Annotated in this window: 19 protein-coding genes; 5 read left to right on the forward strand and 14 right to left on the reverse strand. The window is 72.2% G+C overall.

Annotated elements, in window-relative coordinates; all coding sequences use genetic code 11:
* Positions 1 to 333: 333 nt before the first annotated feature.
* The 10 genes from ABZX96_RS32260 to ABZX96_RS32305 form a co-directional block, all read right to left on the reverse strand.
* Positions 334 to 981, reverse strand: coding sequence for a hypothetical protein (locus ABZX96_RS32260; RefSeq protein WP_355551250.1), 648 nt, complete (start codon positions 979 to 981; stop codon positions 334 to 336).
* Between the two features lie 40 nt (positions 982 to 1021).
* Positions 1022 to 1744, reverse strand: coding sequence for a hypothetical protein (locus tag ABZX96_RS32265; protein ID WP_355551252.1), 723 nt, complete (start codon positions 1742 to 1744; stop codon positions 1022 to 1024).
* A 110-nt stretch (positions 1745 to 1854) separates the two neighbouring features.
* Positions 1855 to 2049: a DUF5999 family protein gene (locus tag ABZX96_RS32270; RefSeq protein ID WP_355551254.1), complete on the reverse strand. Its 195-nt coding sequence runs from the start codon at positions 2047 to 2049 to the stop codon at positions 1855 to 1857.
* Between the two features lie 92 nt (positions 2050 to 2141).
* Positions 2142 to 4031 carry an ABC transporter ATP-binding protein gene (locus tag ABZX96_RS32275; RefSeq protein ID WP_355551324.1) on the reverse strand — a complete coding sequence of 630 codons (1890 nt, stop codon included), beginning with the start codon at positions 4029 to 4031 and terminating at the stop codon, positions 2142 to 2144.
* A gap of 192 nt (positions 4032 to 4223) precedes the next feature.
* A complete protein-coding gene (locus tag ABZX96_RS32280; RefSeq protein ID WP_355551256.1) occupies positions 4224 to 4388 on the reverse strand; it encodes a hypothetical protein in 165 nt (54 codons plus the stop codon).
* 1 nt (position 4389) lies between these two features.
* Entirely contained in the window at positions 4390 to 4863 is a 474-nt protein-coding gene (locus ABZX96_RS32285) for a hypothetical protein (RefSeq protein WP_355551258.1), read from the reverse strand.
* Positions 4864 to 5081: 218 nt separating this feature from the next.
* Positions 5082 to 5525, reverse strand: coding sequence for an ATP-binding protein (locus ABZX96_RS32290; RefSeq protein ID WP_355551260.1), 444 nt, complete (start codon positions 5523 to 5525; stop codon positions 5082 to 5084).
* Between the two features lie 162 nt (positions 5526 to 5687).
* A complete protein-coding gene (locus ABZX96_RS32295) occupies positions 5688 to 5867 on the reverse strand; it encodes a hypothetical protein (protein WP_355551262.1) in 180 nt (59 codons plus the stop codon).
* 27 nt (positions 5868 to 5894) lie between these two features.
* Positions 5895 to 6506, reverse strand: a complete 612-nt coding sequence (locus ABZX96_RS32300) for a hypothetical protein (RefSeq protein ID WP_355551264.1) — start codon at positions 6504 to 6506, stop codon at positions 5895 to 5897.
* Positions 6507 to 6509: 3 nt separating this feature from the next.
* Positions 6510 to 6995, reverse strand: a complete 486-nt coding sequence (locus ABZX96_RS32305; protein WP_355551265.1) for an NUDIX hydrolase — start codon at positions 6993 to 6995, stop codon at positions 6510 to 6512.
* Between the two features lie 287 nt (positions 6996 to 7282).
* Between ABZX96_RS32305 and ABZX96_RS32310 the strand changes: the two genes are divergently transcribed.
* The gene (locus ABZX96_RS32310) at positions 7283 to 8635 is read left to right on the forward strand and encodes a hypothetical protein (protein WP_355551267.1); all 1353 of its coding nucleotides are present in this window, start codon (positions 7283 to 7285) and stop codon (positions 8633 to 8635) included.
* Here ABZX96_RS32310 and ABZX96_RS32315 read toward each other — a convergent pair.
* Positions 8609 to 9670, reverse strand: a complete 1062-nt coding sequence (locus tag ABZX96_RS32315) for an NAD-dependent epimerase/dehydratase family protein (RefSeq protein WP_355551269.1) — start codon at positions 9668 to 9670, stop codon at positions 8609 to 8611. The two genes, ABZX96_RS32310 and ABZX96_RS32315, sit on opposite strands and share 27 nt — an antisense overlap.
* 276 nt (positions 9671 to 9946) lie before the next feature.
* Here ABZX96_RS32315 and ABZX96_RS32320 point away from each other — a divergent pair, with 276 nt between their 5' ends.
* The 4 genes from ABZX96_RS32320 to ABZX96_RS32335 all read left to right on the forward strand — a co-directional run bounded on the left by ABZX96_RS32320 (position 9947) and on the right by ABZX96_RS32335 (position 12868).
* Entirely contained in the window at positions 9947 to 10108 is a 162-nt protein-coding gene (locus ABZX96_RS32320; protein WP_355551271.1) for a lasso RiPP family leader peptide-containing protein, read from the forward strand.
* 188 nt (positions 10109 to 10296) lie between these two features.
* Complete coding sequence (locus tag ABZX96_RS32325; RefSeq protein WP_355551273.1) at positions 10297 to 12081, forward strand: asparagine synthase-related protein; 1785 nt, start codon at positions 10297 to 10299, stop codon at positions 12079 to 12081.
* Positions 12078 to 12422 (forward strand): lasso peptide biosynthesis PqqD family chaperone, encoded by a 345-nt coding sequence (locus tag ABZX96_RS32330; protein WP_355551275.1) that lies wholly within the window; start codon positions 12078 to 12080, stop codon positions 12420 to 12422. The genes ABZX96_RS32325 and ABZX96_RS32330 overlap by 4 nt, the downstream gene beginning before the upstream one ends.
* Entirely contained in the window at positions 12419 to 12868 is a 450-nt protein-coding gene (locus ABZX96_RS32335) for a lasso peptide biosynthesis B2 protein (protein WP_355551277.1), read from the forward strand. Before ABZX96_RS32330 ends, ABZX96_RS32335 begins: the two co-directional genes overlap by 4 nt.
* 4 nt (positions 12869 to 12872) lie before the next feature.
* Here the strand turns inward: ABZX96_RS32335 and ABZX96_RS32340 are convergent, their stop codons facing one another.
* The 3 genes from ABZX96_RS32340 to fxlM all read right to left on the reverse strand — a co-directional run bounded on the left by ABZX96_RS32340 (position 12873) and on the right by fxlM (position 16997).
* A complete protein-coding gene (locus ABZX96_RS32340) occupies positions 12873 to 13523 on the reverse strand; it encodes a hypothetical protein (RefSeq protein WP_355551279.1) in 651 nt (216 codons plus the stop codon).
* Between the two features lie 303 nt (positions 13524 to 13826).
* Entirely contained in the window at positions 13827 to 14924 is a 1098-nt protein-coding gene (locus ABZX96_RS32345; RefSeq protein ID WP_355551281.1) for a hypothetical protein, read from the reverse strand.
* A gap of 3 nt (positions 14925 to 14927) precedes the next feature.
* Positions 14928 to 16997, reverse strand: coding sequence for a methyltransferase, FxLD system (fxlM, locus tag ABZX96_RS32350; RefSeq protein ID WP_355551283.1), 2070 nt, complete (start codon positions 16995 to 16997; stop codon positions 14928 to 14930).
* Between the last annotated feature and the right edge of the window lie 19 nt (positions 16998 to 17016).

A 17016-nucleotide genomic window follows, 5' to 3' on the forward strand; every position in this document is an offset into this window, starting at 1 on the left:
CCACCACCTATATCTACACACCGCCGTAAACACTCTTTCCCACCACGACGCTCTTCCGATCTTGCCGCTTCGGCACCGGCGGACCGGGCACGGCGCACGGGCGCCGTGCCCAGCCGGGGCCCGCCGTATCGGGGGATTGGGCGAGCCCTCACGGGTGCGGACGGGACGCTGCGCCCCAGCGACGTCCGTCCGCGGCTTCCCACGGGTGACGGCCCGCGGGAAGTGGGGGCCGCACCCGGGCGTCCCCTGGCCCGGGTGCGGCCGATGCCGCCCGGCGACGAGGAGGACCGCGCGGGTCCGCGCGGCACGGTGAGGTGTGCCGGCGGAAGCCGGTCAGGGCGGCCCGGCGGGACGGACGATTCCGGTCTCCAGCTCCTCGTCCAGGTCCACGAGCTCGCAGACGTCGAGCGACCGGACGTACTGCCCGGCGATCACCCAGGAGACCAGGGGGCTGCCGAAGGCAGCGGTGACCTTGCCGGCCGGGAGGGGACGGGGTGCGGCGGGGTAGTACCGGGTGCCGTGCACCCCCACGATCTCCGACTCCCGTACCCGGACCGCCACCGCGCCCTCGCGGCGCAGGTGGGGACAGTATCGGACGGCCTGTCCGGCGCAGGGCACGCACACCGGCGGGTGCACGGTCCAAAGCCCGCGCGGCCAGGTCTCCCACGCGCCTCGGTCGTCTTCCAGCAGCCACAGGACGCCCTGCCCGCGCCGCCGGTCGGCGGGTCCGCCGCAGCAGTGGCACAGCAGGCTCGTCATGCACTGCCGTTGCCGCTGGGGGTGGACCCCACCGAGGTCCGGCTTTCCGGCCTGGCCTGGTGCGGACGGCGCGAGGCAGGCCAGCAGGACGTCGTCCTCGTCGCGGTCGAGGGGGCCTTCGTCCTGGTAGGCGAGGCCCCGGCTCGTCGCGATCATCGGGCGGGCGATGGGCCGCTCGCCGCTCCAGGGGACGAACCACGGGATCGGCATGCGTGCGGTCATGGGGTCTTCCGTACGTCGTTGTCGGGAAGCGGAAGGGGCGTCACAGCCGGGCCCAGCGTTCGACGTCGGCCCGCGGGCGCGGGATGCGTCGGCCGCCGCCCAGGACGGGTGTCGGTTCGGACAGCCGGCGCAGGGGTTCGTCCGGCACGTTGATGGGGTGGTGGACGGCCAGCGCCAGCGGCTTGGCCGGTACCGTCCGGCGGACCACCACCGTCCACAGCAGATCGGCCCCCTGGTCGTAGACCGCATACCGGCCGGTCCTCCCGCTGGGAACCAGCGCGGCGAGCGCCGGGACGTGCCGGACCGCGGCCACGTAGGCGTCGATCACGGTGGAGGGTGTGGCCGGGTGCCCGTTCCTTTCCCGGGCGAACCACTCGATCACTTCCGGCGCCATGAGCACCGACGAGGCCGAACTGGCCCGCAGCACATACCGCCACGGCAGGCGCGCTTCGCCGGGGGGTCCGGCCGGGTAGCGGGGATCGGGAAGCCACAAGGGCGCCTCGGCGGGCGGCGCGGACACTCGTCGGGAGCACGTGGCGTCGGGGTGGGTGCTGGTGTAGTGGACGATGCGTCGCCCGCTGCGTCCCAGCACCAGTTGGTGGCACAGTCCGTGCTTGCGGCTGGTGTCGCTGGCGAGGTGGAGCTGCTTCTCCTTGTCGTACAGCCAGCCCCCCTTCTCCGCCAGCCGGGCCGGCAAGGTCCGCAGGAGACGGTTCGCCAGCCACATCTCCACCCCGTGGATGGCGGCGAACACCCGCGTCACGCCCTCCCCCACCCCGACGGACAACGTGCCGGGAGCCAGGTGCGGCGGGGGCGCGGAGCGAGCCCACCGACCGCGTTCGGCCAACCGCCAATCAGGGCGGCACTGGCTGCTCACGCCGCCGTCCCAAGGCGGCTGCGCCAGGGCTCGATGGCGCGTCCGTCCGGCAGGACCTCCCCGGTGTCCTCGAAGACGATGAGGCCGTTGCACAGCCGGCTCCAGCCCTGTTCGGGGTGGTAGGCCGCCAAGGCTGCGGCCTGTCTGTCAGAGGCATCCACCGCAGGGCAGGGCGGGTAGTGCTGGCACATGGGAAACCTTCCGATTCCAAGAACGAGTGGGGACACGGGCCCGCTGGGACGCAGGCGGACCGGCCGCGTGGACGGCGGGCCGAACGACGCGTTCACGTCGGGGGGCTGGAGGCGGGCTGGTACTGGGCGCGCTGCCGCTCGTACATCCGGTGGAAGCCGGCACGGGCGGCCATCAGTTCCTCGAAGGTCCCCGATTCGCTGAGGCGGCCGTGATCGAGGACGTGGATGAAGTCGGCGTGGCGGACCGAGTAGAGCCGGTGGGTGATCAGGATGACGGTCTGGCCGTCCTGCGCCCCGGCGCGGATCTTGGCGAAGGCGGCCTGCTCCGCCTCCGGGTCCAGCGCGGCGGTCGGCTCGTCCACGATCAGGATGTCGCCGTGCCGGAAGCGGGCTCGGGCGATCCCCAGGCGCTGCCACTGGCCACCGGAGAGTTGGTGGCCGCCTTGGTAGCCGCGGGCGAGCAGGGTGTCCAGGCCGCGCGGGAGTTCGTCGAGGAGTTCTTCGGCGTCCGCGTATTGGGCGGCTTCCCGTAGCCGGTCGGGGTTTGGTGGGGCGTCGGGGCGTCCGATGCCGATGTTGACGCGGGCGGTGAAGGGCCAGCGGTGAAAGTCCTGGCCGACGGTGGCGATGCGGGCGAAGAGCTGTTCGCGGTCGAGGGCGGCGGCGTCCAGGTTGTCCCACAGGATGCGTCCCTGGCCGGGCTGATAGAGGCCGGCCAGGAGTTTGACCAGGGTGGTTTTGCCGGAGCCGTTGCGGCCGACGATCGCGATGACCTTGCCCAGGGGGATGGTCAGGGAGAGCTCGTGCAGGGCCGGGGTGTTGTCCGTGCCGGGGTAGGTGAAGCTGACGTTCTCGAAGCGGATCTCGCGAACGTCCTTGGGGACGGGTATCCCCCCGGTGGGGATGCGGCGGCGGGCGGCCTCGGCGCGGATGGTCTGCAGGTCCTGGACGAACAGGCCCTCCTCGTACAGGGCATTGACCTGCAGGGCGAGGTTGGACAGGGAGCCGGCGCCGCTGCGGATGGCGAGGACGGCGGTGCCGGCCGCGGACAGCGCCATCGCCCCGCTCCACAGCAGCAGCCCCAGGGTGGCGAAGGTGCCCAGCGCCGCCGCGCCGGTGCAGGCCGCCCCGATCAGCCCGGTGCGGGCCGCCAGCTTGGCCAGGCGGCTCTGTTCGCCTTCGTAGGTCTGGGACATGGCGCGGAAGTGCCGCAGCAGGAAGCGGCCGACGCCGTGCAGCCGCACCTCGGGGGCGGCGTGCGGGGAGATCAGCAAACTGGCGATCAGCCTTCCCGCCCGGGCGTGCTGCGTCCACGTCTTGAAGGAGACGTAGCGGCGGCGGGCGGTGATGAGGGTGGCCCAGGCGCTGGGCACCGTCATCAGTACCAGCATCGGCAGCAGCGCCACGTGCAGCACCGAGAGCACGCCCCCGGCCGCCACCAGCGCGACCAGGGCGCTGATCACGGAGGTGGACTGTTTGATCATGCGGCGGGCCGCCCCGGCCCCGTACTGCGCCGAGTCCAGCGTGCGGTGGAACTCGTCGTCCTCGATGGCCTCCAGCTCGATGGCGGCGGTGGCCTCCAGATAGGACTCGGTCGCCAGCCGTTCCACCTTCGGCTCCAGCCGCCCGGTCCCGGCGATCGAGGCCGCGCGCAGCAGCGCGGACAGGGCTCCGAGCACGGCCACGACCATGATCGCGGGCACGGCCGCGCGCAGCCGCTCGGTGGTCAGCCCGCCGCCCAACAGGGTGGCGAGCGCCTGGTTGACGGCCAGGAGGCTGCCGGCCGCGCAGCCGCCCCGGCCGACCTCCGCCACCACCACCGTCCCCAGGGCGCGACGGTCGGCGCGGTGGGCCAGGCGCGCGGTCTGGGCCAGCAGGCCTGGCAGGCGGCGCACCATGCCGAACAGGCTCAGGTGGAGGAAGGCGTCGTCGTGGCTGGTCCAGCCGACGTCGTAACGCAGCGGGCCGCCGAACAGCAGCATCTCCGAGGTGGCCTCGGGGACGGCCGCGCCGTTTTGGCGGTCCGCGTCGGAGCGGGGTTTCCTCCGCTGTCGCACCAGCCGTTGAAGGCCGCGGGGTGGGCGGGCTGGGTGGGAGGAGGCAGTGCCAGGAAGGACCATGATGGCTCGTTTCGTTGCCGCCCGACGCGGTCTGACGTGCGGCCGGGCGGAGAGCTATCTCGTGGACAGAACAAGCAGGGGCCGGACGAGCAGCAGGTAGGTCGCGGCGAGGAGCAGCCCGGCGGCGAGCGCGAACGCGGCACGGTGCCGGGACAGGACGGCGCATCCGCGCCGCAGCCGGCCGGGGTGCGGGTGCCGAGCCCTGCGTAACCGGGGCACGTCACGGCCCTCCAAGGGAGGGGCCCGCGCCATCGGGAGGTACGGGTTCCCAGTGGGCGCAGCACTTGCACAACCGGCCGGTGAGCGTGCCGTGGCGGTCGAAGACGGGGTGGTTGTGCCACGGGTTCGGGCACCGGTGGGTGGGCTGGACGACCCGCTCGACGGTGGGGAGTCGTTGCCCGAGGCGGGTGCGGGGGCGGCCCGGGTGGACGATGAGCCCGGCGTTGCGCAGGACGCCCGAGATCCAGGATTCCGACCGGCCGTAGACGGCCGCCAGTTCGCTGACGGTGTCGGTCCAGGCGCGGGCCACGATCTTCTCCAGTGGGATCGGAGGGGCGTTGCGCAACTGGAGACCGTTCTCGCCCACCGCCCGGTACAGCTGTGTGTTGGTGATGCCGAACCGGCGCCGGATGACACCGACGGGCGTGCCGCGCCGGTAGGCGGTGCCGATCTCGTAGGAGTTCTCCAGGAACATGCTGCCTCCCAAGGCACGGCGCGCGGCCCGGTGGTGGTGCGCGTACCGACGGCGAGCACGAGCGGACGCGGGTCGGTGGCGTGGTGCGTGCCGGCCCCGCGCCCGCTGGGGTCTCCGGCCTGCCGGGAACGGGCCGGGCAACGGGCGCGGGGGGCTGCACCGTTCCGGTGTCGTGCACACGGGAAGGCCGGAACGGTGATCCGTGGGGGCGAAGGTCATCAGGCGGCCTCCGCCCGGTACGGCAGGGAGCACCACGTCGTGATGGCGCCGCCGGTGTCCACGTCGGCGCCGTACCCGGCGCCGTGGCACCGGGCGATGGATTCCACCAGGGCCAGGCCCCGCCCGCTTTCGGCCTCCGCGTCCGCGTCCTGGCGGGTCGGCACGGTTCCGGTGGGTCCGGAGGGCTTGTTGCTGATCTCCAGCACGATCCACCCGTGGCAGGTGAGCGTCAGCCGCACGCCGATCAGTGCCTGGTCGTGGCCGTGCTGGACGGCGTTGGTGACCAGTTCGCTGGTGATCACCTCCAGGTCGTCCACCAGAACGGCGGCCGTGCGGTGGGTGAGCAAGACATCGCGCACCCGGTGCCGGGCGCGGTGCGCGGCCTCGGGGAGAGGCGCTATGGCGAAGCCCAGCAGCGGCCGGTCGACCACGGGCGCTGTCACCGTCGTCCTGCGGCCCGAGCCCGAACGAGGGAAAAGAGGTTCGGGGCTGGGCGGGGAGATCCGGGTCGGCGGCCGACGGCGGTGGGTCATGCGCGGTTCCTCTCAAGCGTCAGGCTCGGATGGACGGAACGGACGGGCGGATCGGATGGGGAACGGGGAAACTCAGCGAGCGTCCGGCCCGTGAGCGGAGCGGGAGGGGCCCGGCGTCGTGCGGGAACGGTCGGAGGCGGTCGCGTCATCGCCGTGGCTGCCGTCGTCGCCGAGGCGGTGCAGCAGGTACAGCGCGACGCCGATCAGGCAGGCCAGCAGGGCCGGGGCGATCCAGGAGGGGAACGCGTTCATACGATCACCCGGGTGCTCGGGTCCGTCTCACCGCACAAGGCCGGTCTGGCGGGAGGCGAGGAAGGACCGGAGCCGGCCCATCTCCTGCGGCGCCCGTTGCAACAAGAAGGCGTGCCGCCCGCCGGAGACCCCGGGCAGGGCCGCGAAGCCGGCTTCGTCGCGGGCCAGGCGCATCACGGCCTCCGAGTCGGTGCTGCCGCGCACCCACCGGATCTGCGGTCCGCCCTCCTGGCCCAGGCGCCAGGCGTAGTCCAGCGCCCACCACACCACGAACCGGCTCAGCCGCTCGTGCCGCCGCTCGGGATCGGTGAACACCGACACGTGCAGCGCCGCCTCCGCGAGCTGGCGAGGCCACCACCCCCAGGCGGGCGTCCCCACCCGCACCGCGGCGCAGGCCACCACCTCCGCGCCCCGGCACAGCAGCCACACCACCGGCCGCTCGGACACGCGCTTCCCCACATGGTCCAGAACGCTGGTCCGCTCGACATCCAGCGCGTCGGCGGATCGGTCCCCCAGTGCCGACAGGCGCGCCTCGATCAGATCGGCGACCGCGTCGTAGTCGCCGGTGAGCGAGGGGCGGATCTCGTACCGCATCCCGGTTCTGGTGGCGGAAGCGATGGAGGCTGTCCGGTTCCGCACCGCTCAGCCCTCCACCGCGTAGGCGGGCGCACCGCGGCGCAACACCGCGGTCGTGCCTTCCGTACGGGCGGTCAGCGCGGCCATGACCAGCCGGTCGTGCTCGGGCCGGCAGTGGTGCTCCAGCGCGGATATCGCCACCCACGCGTAGCCGGCCACGCCCGTTTCCCCGCCGGGCACGACGATCGGCGTGTCGTAGGCGTAGCGACCGCAGTCGTACACGAAGGTGTAGCCGACCGGACCCCCTTCCGCTTGGGCGGGAAGGAAGTCCTTGGCGAGCAGGCGGAAGGGCGAGACGACCAGGCCGAGCTGGGTGCGGACGGAGCGGGCCATGGCCTGCCAGTCCTCCTCGCCCGGCTCCGCGACGCCCCCGGGCAGTTCGTAGGACTCGGCGCCCGTGGGCTGGACCATCAGGACGCGGTCCGAGGTGTCCAGGATCACCGCGCTGCCTCTGATGTCCAGCAAGGGTGAGGCGGGCGGAGGGGTGGCCATGAGATCTCCAGCGTGGGTGAGGAACGGTCCGCACCGCTGAGTCGGCGGGTTGCCGGAGGCCGAATGCGGTGGAAGGGCGGGGACAGGATTCCGCCGGATCCGCGATCATCGCCATGCCGCGGGAATGTCACTTCGTGACCCGCTCGTGCCACGTGTGCACATGAACCGATCACCTGGGTATCACCTGCGGCAACGGCGTTGCTTCGCGCACAGGTTCGGGAACAGTGGCCGTGGACGATAGTCAGTGCCCGGCCGCTCCTGCGCCGGGCATCGCGGAGGGAGCACGCGTGGCCGCACAGACGGTGCTGGGCCTGCTGGTCGAACAGCGGGGCCAGACGTACGGGATGTTCGTCGCGGACTACGAACGAGCCGCCCGGGAGGTGGCCGAGCTGCGGGGCGATCGCGCCATCGCCACGGCCACCGTCGCCGAGGCCACGTTCCGCCGGTGGACCTCCGGACGCCTCCAGACGCTTCCGTTACAGCCCGCGCTGCTGATCCTGGAGCACCTGTACGGGCCCGCCCACACCGCGCGCAGCCTCTTCGAACCCGCTACCGCCCTCGTGCCCGCTTCGCCCCCGCTTTGCCCCGATCCTCGCCCCACGATCGACGAAAGAGAACTGATCATGACCGCTCGGGACGCTGCCGAGCACGCGGGAGACGCCGCCTGTCTCCGGGTGCCCGACATAACGCTGGACCAGCTCCGCGACGACCTCATCGCCCTCGCCCGCGGCTACTCCCGCACCCCGCCCTCAGAGGTGCACCGCCGGGCCAAAGAACTGCTGCTCATCGCCCAGACGATGCTGGAACGCACCCAGGTGCCCCGGCAGCGCCAGCAGCTCTACCTCGCCGCGGGAGAAGCGTCGGCGCTGCTGTCCGGCGTCAGCTTCGACCTCGGCGCCATGGCCCCGGCCGTCCAGTTGGCACGGACCGCGGTCCTGTACGGCGAACTGATCGAGCACGGCCCGCTCCAGGCGTACGCGAGCGGCATCCTCGCCTTCCTGGCGTACTGGGACGGGCGGCCGTCCGAAGCCGTACGCCACGTCCACGCCGCCCAGCACTTCACGGGGCTGGGCAGCACGGCGACCACCCGCCTGTCGGTCATCGAGGCCCGCGCCTACGCCCACCTGGGCGACCCGCAGCGCGCCACCGCCGCCATCCGGGCGTCGACGGAGCAGCACAACGCCCGGCGCGATGACCTCCATGACGACATCGGAGGCGAGTTCGGCTTCTCCGCGGACCGCGTGGCCATGAGCACCGCCACCAGCTACCTGCTGCTGGGCGACGCGACCGGCGCGGAGGATTCGGCGGCCCGCGCGCTCACCCTGCTCACCGAGCACGCTGACGGGGACCCCTCGCAGGTCGTCGCCTCCCAGGCCCGCATCGACCTGGCGCGGGCCCGGCTCATGCTCGGCGAGCTGGAGGCGGCGGCCGAGGCCGTGGAGCCGGTCTTCCAGGTCCCCACCCAGTGGCGCGGCGCCGGCGTCCTGGAACGGCTGGCCGGCCTGCGCACCCAGCTCACCGAGGCAGAGTTCCGGGGCTCGGTCCGGGCCCGGGACCTCGGCGAGCAGATCGAGGAGTTCACCTCCCTGGCCGTCGCCCGCGTCCTCAGTGGCTCAGCGCGCTGGGCCATCGAGGGCTGACGCGGCCCGAGCGGCGGTGAGGATACGTTCCTCTTTCTCCGGGGCGATGCCGTGCTCCTCCCACCGGGGGTGCGGCACCGGCGCGCCCCCCGCCCGCAGCCACGCCCAGGTCGCCTCGACCGTTTCCGCCAGCGGCCGGCACACCAGGCCCGCCGCCCGCGCCCGGTCGGAAGCGATGTTCCACACCCCCGCGTGGGTCCGCCACAACGGAAGCTCGGTCCACTGCCCCACCCCGTGTTCCACCAGCAGCTCGTCCGGCACCCAGGCCAGGCGACCGCGACGGCCGGTCACCCTCAAACAGGCATCCAAGAAGCCGCCCATCGTCTCCCGGCCGACCGGCGCCACCACGTTGTAGTCCCCGCCGTTACCGGCCACCGCCTGGTCCAGCGCGAAGGCCGCCACGTCACGCACGTCGACGGGCTGAATGCTCTTGGCCGGGTCGCCGGGCGCCAGCACGGTGCCGCCGCGCTCGGCCCGGCGCAGCCACCACGGCAGGCGCCCGACATACTCCCCGGGCCCCAGGATGACCCCGGGCCGCAGGACGACGGCGCCGTCGGCGCCGAACACCTCCCGGACCGCGCGCTCGGCCCCGGCCTTCTGCCGTCCGTAGTACCAGTCGGGGCCCTCCCAGCCCGGCGGCAGCACCCCGTAGTCGGCATCGGCGTCCGGCGGCCCGTCCAGGACCTCCGAGTCCTCCGTCAGCGGCTCACTCGGCCAGCCCCGATAGGCGTTGACGGTCGATACATAGACATATCGCTTCGTGCTGCTCACCAATGCCCGGGCGCCGGCCAGTACCTCTCGCGGGGCGAGGTCGCCGGAGGACGTGTCGATCACCGCGTCCCATCGCGCCGTCTCCGCGAGACGACGGAGGTCGGCGGGGCTCGTCCGGTCGCCGTGGACGGTGTGAACGCCGGGCAAGTCCCCTCCGGACAGCCCGCGGTTGAAGGTCGTCACATGCCAACCACGAGCCAGAGCCCCGTCAACGACGGCACGGCCGAGGAACCAGGAACCGCCCAACACGAGAATGCGCTGCATGCCTTGATCCTCCACACCGCCGGCAGCGCGCGCCAGTGCTGGGCCACCCGCCGCAGCACTTAGCAGCGGGCACTTGCCAGCGTGGTCTCGCTTTCTTCTCTACGGCTGGTAACCCCGGGGGGAGAGGTGGGTGGATTCCGTGCGGGGCCCCCTGAATCCGTACTTGGTTCCGCAAACACCACTTTGGGGGGATTGTGGGGATTGACGCCGCCGTCACACGCTGGGGGGAACGGAGCGAACGCAGTTCGCTACTTTCGGCTACTGAAGGAGAGTGTCATGCACGACGCGACGAAGATGGGCCTGCGGGCCGAGGCGGTCCTTCCGGCGGAGGGCGCGGGGTATGAGTCGCCGGTGCTGGTGGAGGCCGGGGCGTTCGCCGAGGACACGCGCGGCTCCACCGGCAGCTACAGCGAGGGGTTCGTCGGGCGCTTCCTGTGAGGACGTCCTGATCGGCCGGCGGTTTCCGATGTTCTGCTCGTGGTGGGGGTGACGTGTACTGGTTCGCCGCTGTTCCGGACTGCCGTTCGGGCGAGGCTGCCGCGGAGCACCTTGGGGGTGCGCATGCGTTGCTGGTGCCCCATGCTTCGGGCCGCCCGTGGCTGGTGGGGAACATGCCGGCGTGCCAGGTGCGCTCTTTCGCTGCGGGCGGCACGCGGCTGGCGGTGCTCGGCCACGCGCCGGGCACCGCGGCCGGGTCCCCGGACGCGGCACCCGACCGCGTCGATGGCGCGCCCCGTAACCAGGCCGCGGCCGGTGAGGGGCCGGCGGCGCAGACGGTGCGCCGCTGCCTGGCCCGCGTCCGGGACACCGGGGACCTGGCGGATGTCGACCAGGTGGCCGCGCTGATGCGGGGGAGCTGCCATGTGGCGGTCACGGCGCATGGCCGGTACCGCCTGCAGGGCACCGCCTCCGGATTGCGGCGGGTGTTCTGGGCGCGCTGGCGCGGGATCGCGGTAGCCGCCGACCGGGCCGACATCCTCGCCCGGTTGACGGGTGCGGCGTTGGACGAACGGTATCTGGCACTGGCACTGCTTGTTCCCGGCCCGCCCGCTCCGGCCGACGACCTGACCCCTTGGCGGGGAGTGGAGGCCGTGCCCCCGGGCAGCGCGCTCACCGTTTCGGCCTCCGGCCCGCCCGGGGTGCGCCGGTGGTGGCAGCCGCCGCCTGCTGATGTGTCGCTGGTCACCGGGGCTCAATTCCTGCGGGAGGCCTTGCGGGAAGCGGTGGCTGAACGCGTGGGCCGCGAGGACGCGGCAGGCAGGAGGGTGGGCTGCGACCTGTCCGGCGGCCTGGACTCCACCTCGCTGGCCTTCCTCGCCCGTGACCGCGGTCCGGTGCCGGTGACGCTGACCGTGACGTACGAGGATACCGCCAACGACGACCCCTACTGGGCCGCCATCGCCAGAGAACACCTGCACCCGCAGCAAGGCCGCGCCCCGGACGAGGCTGTGGCGCTGGACATCGCCGGGGCGAGCCTGCCGGGGCAGTACACCGGCCTGGAAGCGAGGGCGACCGCCGATGCCGCGGCGCCGCTGCTGCGCGGACGCGCCGACCTGGAGTTCCTTGCCGCCACCTACCTGCGCCACGGCGCCTCGGTGCAGCTGGCCGGCCACGGCGGTGACGAAGTCCTTCAGGCTCCGCCGGGCTACCTGCACGGCCTGGTCCGCCGCCGCCCCCTGACGGCCCTGCGCCATCTGCGCGGGCACCGCGCCCGCCGCCGCTGGCTGCAGGGCGCGGCCCTGCACGCGCTTGCCGACACCCGCTCCTACCCACAGTGGCTGGCCGGCGAAGCCGCCCGGCTGAAGAACACCGAGCCCGCCCGCGGACCGTTCGGCTGGGGCGAGCCGCTGGCCCTGGCCCCCTGGGCCACCCCCGCCGCCCGAGACCTGGCCGCCGACACCCTCCACGAGGCAGCGCGCACCGCCGCGCCCCTGGTACCGGACCGCGGCCAGCACGCCACGCTGCACCGCGTGCACACCGCCGCCCGCCTCTACCGGCACCTGCGCCAAGAACACCCCCAGCCCTGGATCGCCCTGCCGTTCCTCGACGACAGGGTGCTGGACTCCTGCCTCGCCGTCCGCCTGGAGGAGCGCGGCACCCCCTTCGCCTACAAGCCCCTGCTGAAAGCCGGCCTGCGCGGCATCCTCCCCGAGGAATTCCACTCCCGAGCGACCAAAGGCGCCGGCACCGCCACCGTCTACCAGGCACTGCGCGAGCAGCGCGCGAAACTGTCCGCGCTGGCGGACCACTCCGTGCTGGCCGAGCGGGGCTTGATCGACCCGGTCGGCCTGCGCCAGGCACTGTCCGCACCCGGCCCGCGCACCGACGTCCACCTCGAAAACACCCTGGCCTGCGAGCACTGGCTGCGCTCGACCACCACGCCCGGCCCGGCCTTCCTGGAGCGCCCGTGACCTTGCGCCTGAAACCGCACGTCAGCCTGACCGACACCGAGACCGGCATGGTGGTCCTGGACGAGGACTCCGGGCGCTACTTCGAACTCAACCAGCCCGCGGCCACAGCCCTGCGCGCCCTGCTCGACGGGGCCGACCCCGCCCACGCCGCCGCCCTCCTGGCCGGCGACCGCCCCGACCTGATCGAGCGGGCCACCACCGACCTGCGCCACTTCCTGCAACAACTCACCGACACCGGCATCGCCGCCGACACCGGCGTCACCGCTGCCAGCGACACTTGCGGCACGACCGCGGGCACGGCTTTGCGCACTGCCAAGGCATGGCGGAAAGGGAGCCGATGAGCGTCGCCACCGCCCTGCCCGAGCCGCCGCGCCGCCCCGCCCGATGGCGGCAGCCCCCCGCACGGCTGGCCATCGCGCTGGCCTGGGCACTGGCCAAACTCCCCCCACGCCGCATCCGCTCCCTGATGGAAACCACCCGCAAAGGAGCCCGGCCCGCCACCTACGCCGAAGCCGAGGCCGCCCGCAACCAGATCGTCGCACTCAGCGTGGCCTGCGCCGGCGAAGGCTGCCTGCAACGCTCCCTGGCCACCGCACTGCTGTGCCGCATGCACGGTACCTGGCCCACCTGGCGCACCGGAGTACGCACCCAGCCCTTCACCGCCCACGCCTGGGTCGAAGCCGACAACCGCCCCGTCGCCGAACCCGAAACCACCGCCCACTACCGACCCGTCATCACCGTCACCCCCGCACAAAGGCAACCCCACCACAGGCAGCCACCGCGGTAGCCGGTCACCACCGCACCCCGGGGCCGGCAACACGCCTGAGGCGTGTTACGTGAGTGCGTTGAGGATAAGGAGGGTGTGGGCGCAGAGGGGTGGCGGCGGTGCGGGTGAGCAGGCCCCAGAAGGTGTGGGCGTGGTGGTGGGCCAGTCCGAGTTGTTCGGTGATTTCGCCGTTGGTGGTCTCGATGCGGTTGCGGAAGGCGGCTATCGGGCGGCGCTGGGCCCAGGACATCCGCCGGCGTTCCTCCCGGTTCGGGGCAACGACCACCATGCGGCCGTGGGCGGCCTGGTCCTGCGTGAAGGCCTCGCCGGTAAAGCCCCGGTCCAGCAGCAGTCCCAGCGGGGCCGGGCCGCATCCAAAAGGTCCTGGGCGACCTGGCGTTCGTGGCACAAAACTGCGCCAAACTGACTCTCCCCAGGCGTCGTTGTGCGCGTCGGTGTGCGAAGCCATCGCACACAGTCCCGCCAGGTACAGGGCGAAGTGCTCGTCGGGGACGACAGCCTGGTTGGCGCCGGGTCGCCGATTGCACAGATGTCCCGGTCGGGTATCGGTTTCCGGTGGAAGGTCACGCGGCTGACGGCGGACGCCAGGACGTTTTGGTGGGGCCGCGGAATTGCCGAACCTGTTGAAGGCGAACAGCAGGTGATTGGTGAACACGGCCCTTGGCCCTTGGGTGATCTGTCCGTAGTGGACGGGGTCGGCGAGTACCCGTCCGGCGTCCTCGAAGGCGGCCAGCGAGTCCGGCAGCCGCGTGAGGGGCTGTCGTCGGTGTCGCCTTGGGCGGTGATGAGCATCTGCTCCGAGGCGCAGGGCTGGGGATGGCTCTCTCTCGTCGTCACCTCGGTGTCCGGCTACCTGGGCCCAGACGTCGCCCTATTCGTAAAAGTCCAGGCCGACGGCGAACATCATGCGACCAACACAGCAGACACAAGCCCGTGGGCACGGACCGGCGCTTCCTGCCTACGACGGCTTTGCCGCAAGCGTTCGCCTGAGAACGGCTGTACTGCCGCCCAAGGCCCTTTCCAGGTCACCGCGCAAGTTGCCCGGTATATAGCCCTGTCCCAGAGAACACGAAGCCACTGTCTCCGTCAGCTCGCGCCGCTCGCTTGCTCTAAGAAGGAATGTGCGACCGTCGTGGTGCAGGACGTCTCGGGCCGCGTATCCATCGCGGGCCTCGCGGGCCTGCTGGATCACCTGGGCCGCTAGAGAGAGCGCTGCTCGGTGTTCTACACCGCCGAGGGCATCGATCGCGGACAGCCCGAGCCGGACATGGAAGACGGCCAGACCACGGGCTGAAGTATCGAGACTCTGATAGAGGTCGATCAGGCTCCTGCTGGTGGAGGTGTCCTTGCGGCACAGTAGTGTCAAGCACGCGGTGACGGTGTTCTCCCAGGGGTCTCCGGGTTGGGTGGTGCGGCAGAGGGTGAGGGCGTCGTCGGTGTCGCCTGCCGTGGCTCGGGCGAGAACCGCCACCTGGCGGCCGTCGAGCATGCGCTGTCCGATGCCGTGGTGCTCGTGGAGCCGGGCCCGGGCTTCTTCCCAGCGGCCGGCCGCGGCCAGTGCGCGGGCGCCGGTGGCCAGCAGCGTCGCCCACAACCACTTGCACACCTGGTGGTGGGCTTCGGTGGTGAGGGTCAGGTGGGCGGCGGGGATCTCGATGCCGTCGATGGTGGAGTCGTTGCGGGAGGAGACGGCCGTGAAGAGATTCTGGACGAGTTCGTACGCGCGGTCCCCCTCCCCCGCCCGGGTATGGGGGCGAGCCAGGTTGATGAGGGGCTCCAGGGCGTAGCACGCGGTCAGCGCGTCCAGGGGATGGGCGCGCAGGTACACGTCGGCTTGCCGGTGGCACCAGTGCCGGGCCAGTTCGGGCAGGCCGCAGTCGGAGGCGAGGAGCGCGGCCAGGTTGTGCACGGCGGCGGCCGAGGCCATGTCGTTGTCGCGTTCCGCCGTGCGGGCCCGGGCGCACAGGTCCGCGACGCGTTGGGGCAGCGGGGTGCAGGCGGGTCGGGCGCGGGCGACGAGGGGGAAACGACGTGCTGTTGGCCCGGCGGGGTCCATCGGTTACTCCCAGGCGACGGTGATCGGATGGTGGGGGCGGTGGAGGACGAAGCGGCCGGCGTCGGGGGCCGGGGTGTCGGGGGTGGTGGGGATGGCGAAGCGGACGGTGCGGTTGCGGAAGCCCTCGTGCCAGGTGTTGATCTCCTGCCCGACATGTTCCGCGAGGGCCGCGCCGGTGGGTCCGTGGCCGATGACGCCGACCTCGTAGCGCTTTCCTCCGTCGGCGGCGGGTTCGGCGGGCCGGATGGTGAGGTAGGCCAGGCTGCCGTCCGCGGCGGTGGTGGACATGGCAGCTACGGGGAACATGGGCGAGACTAGGCCGCTGTCCTTCGCCGTGGGCTGGACGTCCATGCGCATGATCGGGTTGGGGAGGCGGCAGGCCAGCCACAGGTCGAGCCACTCGAAGGACTCCATCGGCGCGAAGAGCACGTCCGTCCACACGGTGTTCCGGGGCGATTCGAGAACCCCGTCGAGCGCGTCGGGGTCGGTGGCGCCGGCGTTGTCCTTGTGGGTCTGCAAGGTCACCGTGCCGTCGCCGGTGAGGTCGATGACGCGCCGCGCGTCGTCGCCGATGCCCCGCAGGGGCATGAAGACGGCCATTTCGCTTTCCCGGCTGGTCCACCCGGCTTCGCCGCGGTGGAAGGCGATGCTGCGGGAGGCAGCGCCGGCCAGCCGAAGGGGGACGACCAGGAGCCCGTGCGGGGCGAGCTGGTCCAGCCACGGGGTGGGGATCTCGTAGGCGCCCACGGTGGCGATGATCCGATCGTACGGTGCCGCGTCGGGGTGGCCGAGGGCGCCGTCGGCGAGGATCACCTCCACGGTGCTGAAGCCCGCGGCGGCGAGGTGCTTGCGGGCGCCGTCGACCAGGTCGGCATCGACGTCGATGGTGGTGACGCATCCGGCTTCGCCGACGATCGCGGCCATCAGGGCGGCGTTGTACCCCGTTCCGGCTCCGAGTTCCAGAACGCCGTGGCCGGGTTCGAGCCGGAGTTGTTCGAGCATCATGGCGACGATCTTCGGTTGCGAGGCGGCGCTGATCCGGGCGCCGTTGGCGTCGCGCTTGGTGTAGACGGCATCGTCCGCGTACGCCTCCTTCAGCGGCACGCCGGGCACGAAGGCGTGCCGGGGCACGCTGCGGAAGGCGGCGTCCACGGTGGCGCTGCGGACGGTGTTCGTCTCCCGCAGGTGGTCGGCCAGTTCGTTGCGGAGGGCGTCAGCGGAGGAGGACGGCGTGTCACTGAGGGTGGTCGTCATGTCACGGACCATAGAGGTGCCGGAGGTGGCGCACGGGGAAATGGGCTGATCCGGAGAGTGAAAGACGGCGTGCACGGCCAGGGCCGCCAAGGTCGCCTGCTCGGCCCCCGTCAGGCCGGCGCGGTTGGCGTGGAAGAGGAAGTGGTGGGCGCAGATCGCGCGCAGGCCGCGTTCCAACTGCCCGCGTCGGGCGAGGGAAGCGAGGGCTCGTCCGGCGGTCTCATAGGCGGTGAGCCATGGGTCCGGGAGGAGGTCCGGCACGCTGCGGGGCTCGGCGGTCATCAGGTGCCGTACGGCCCGGCCGAGTGACGGCTCGGGAGCCAAGGACCGGGCCTGCGGGGCGGGTCGCAGGGCGGTGATCTTGGCCCAGACGTCCCCTTGTTCGAACCAGTCCAGTCCGGCTGCGCGCAGCATGGCGCTGAACAGCAGGACGGTGCTCTCTCGCCGGCCCAGGCGGAGATCGGTCCGGTTCAGGATGCACTGGCTGTCGTGGTGGAAGAGGGTGTGGGCGGCGTCCATCGCCGCCGCGCCGCCGAAGGCGAGTGCTTCGGGTTCGTAGATGCCTCGCGTCCAGCTCGCGAGGTGGCCGTCGGCGGTGAGCCGGGCCAGCAGCTCGGTGACCGCGGAGGTGTGCGGGGCGTCCGGTTGGAAGCGCAGTCGCCATCCGGGGGCCTTGCGCAGGAACCACCAGGTCCGGCGGACGCCGGGGTCCTCTGCCGTGTTGAGGGCGGGGGCGAGGTGGTGGGCGGCTGTCTGGTCGGCCGTGTGGGGGTCGGTGAACTCGCATGTGATTTGGTGCCAGTCGGGCGCGGGCGGCATCAAAGGTTCCCTTCGGGTG

It is taken from the genome of Streptomyces sp. NPDC003077, from assembly GCF_040611095.1.
Taxonomy (GTDB): Bacteria; Actinomycetota; Actinomycetes; order Streptomycetales; family Streptomycetaceae; genus Streptomyces.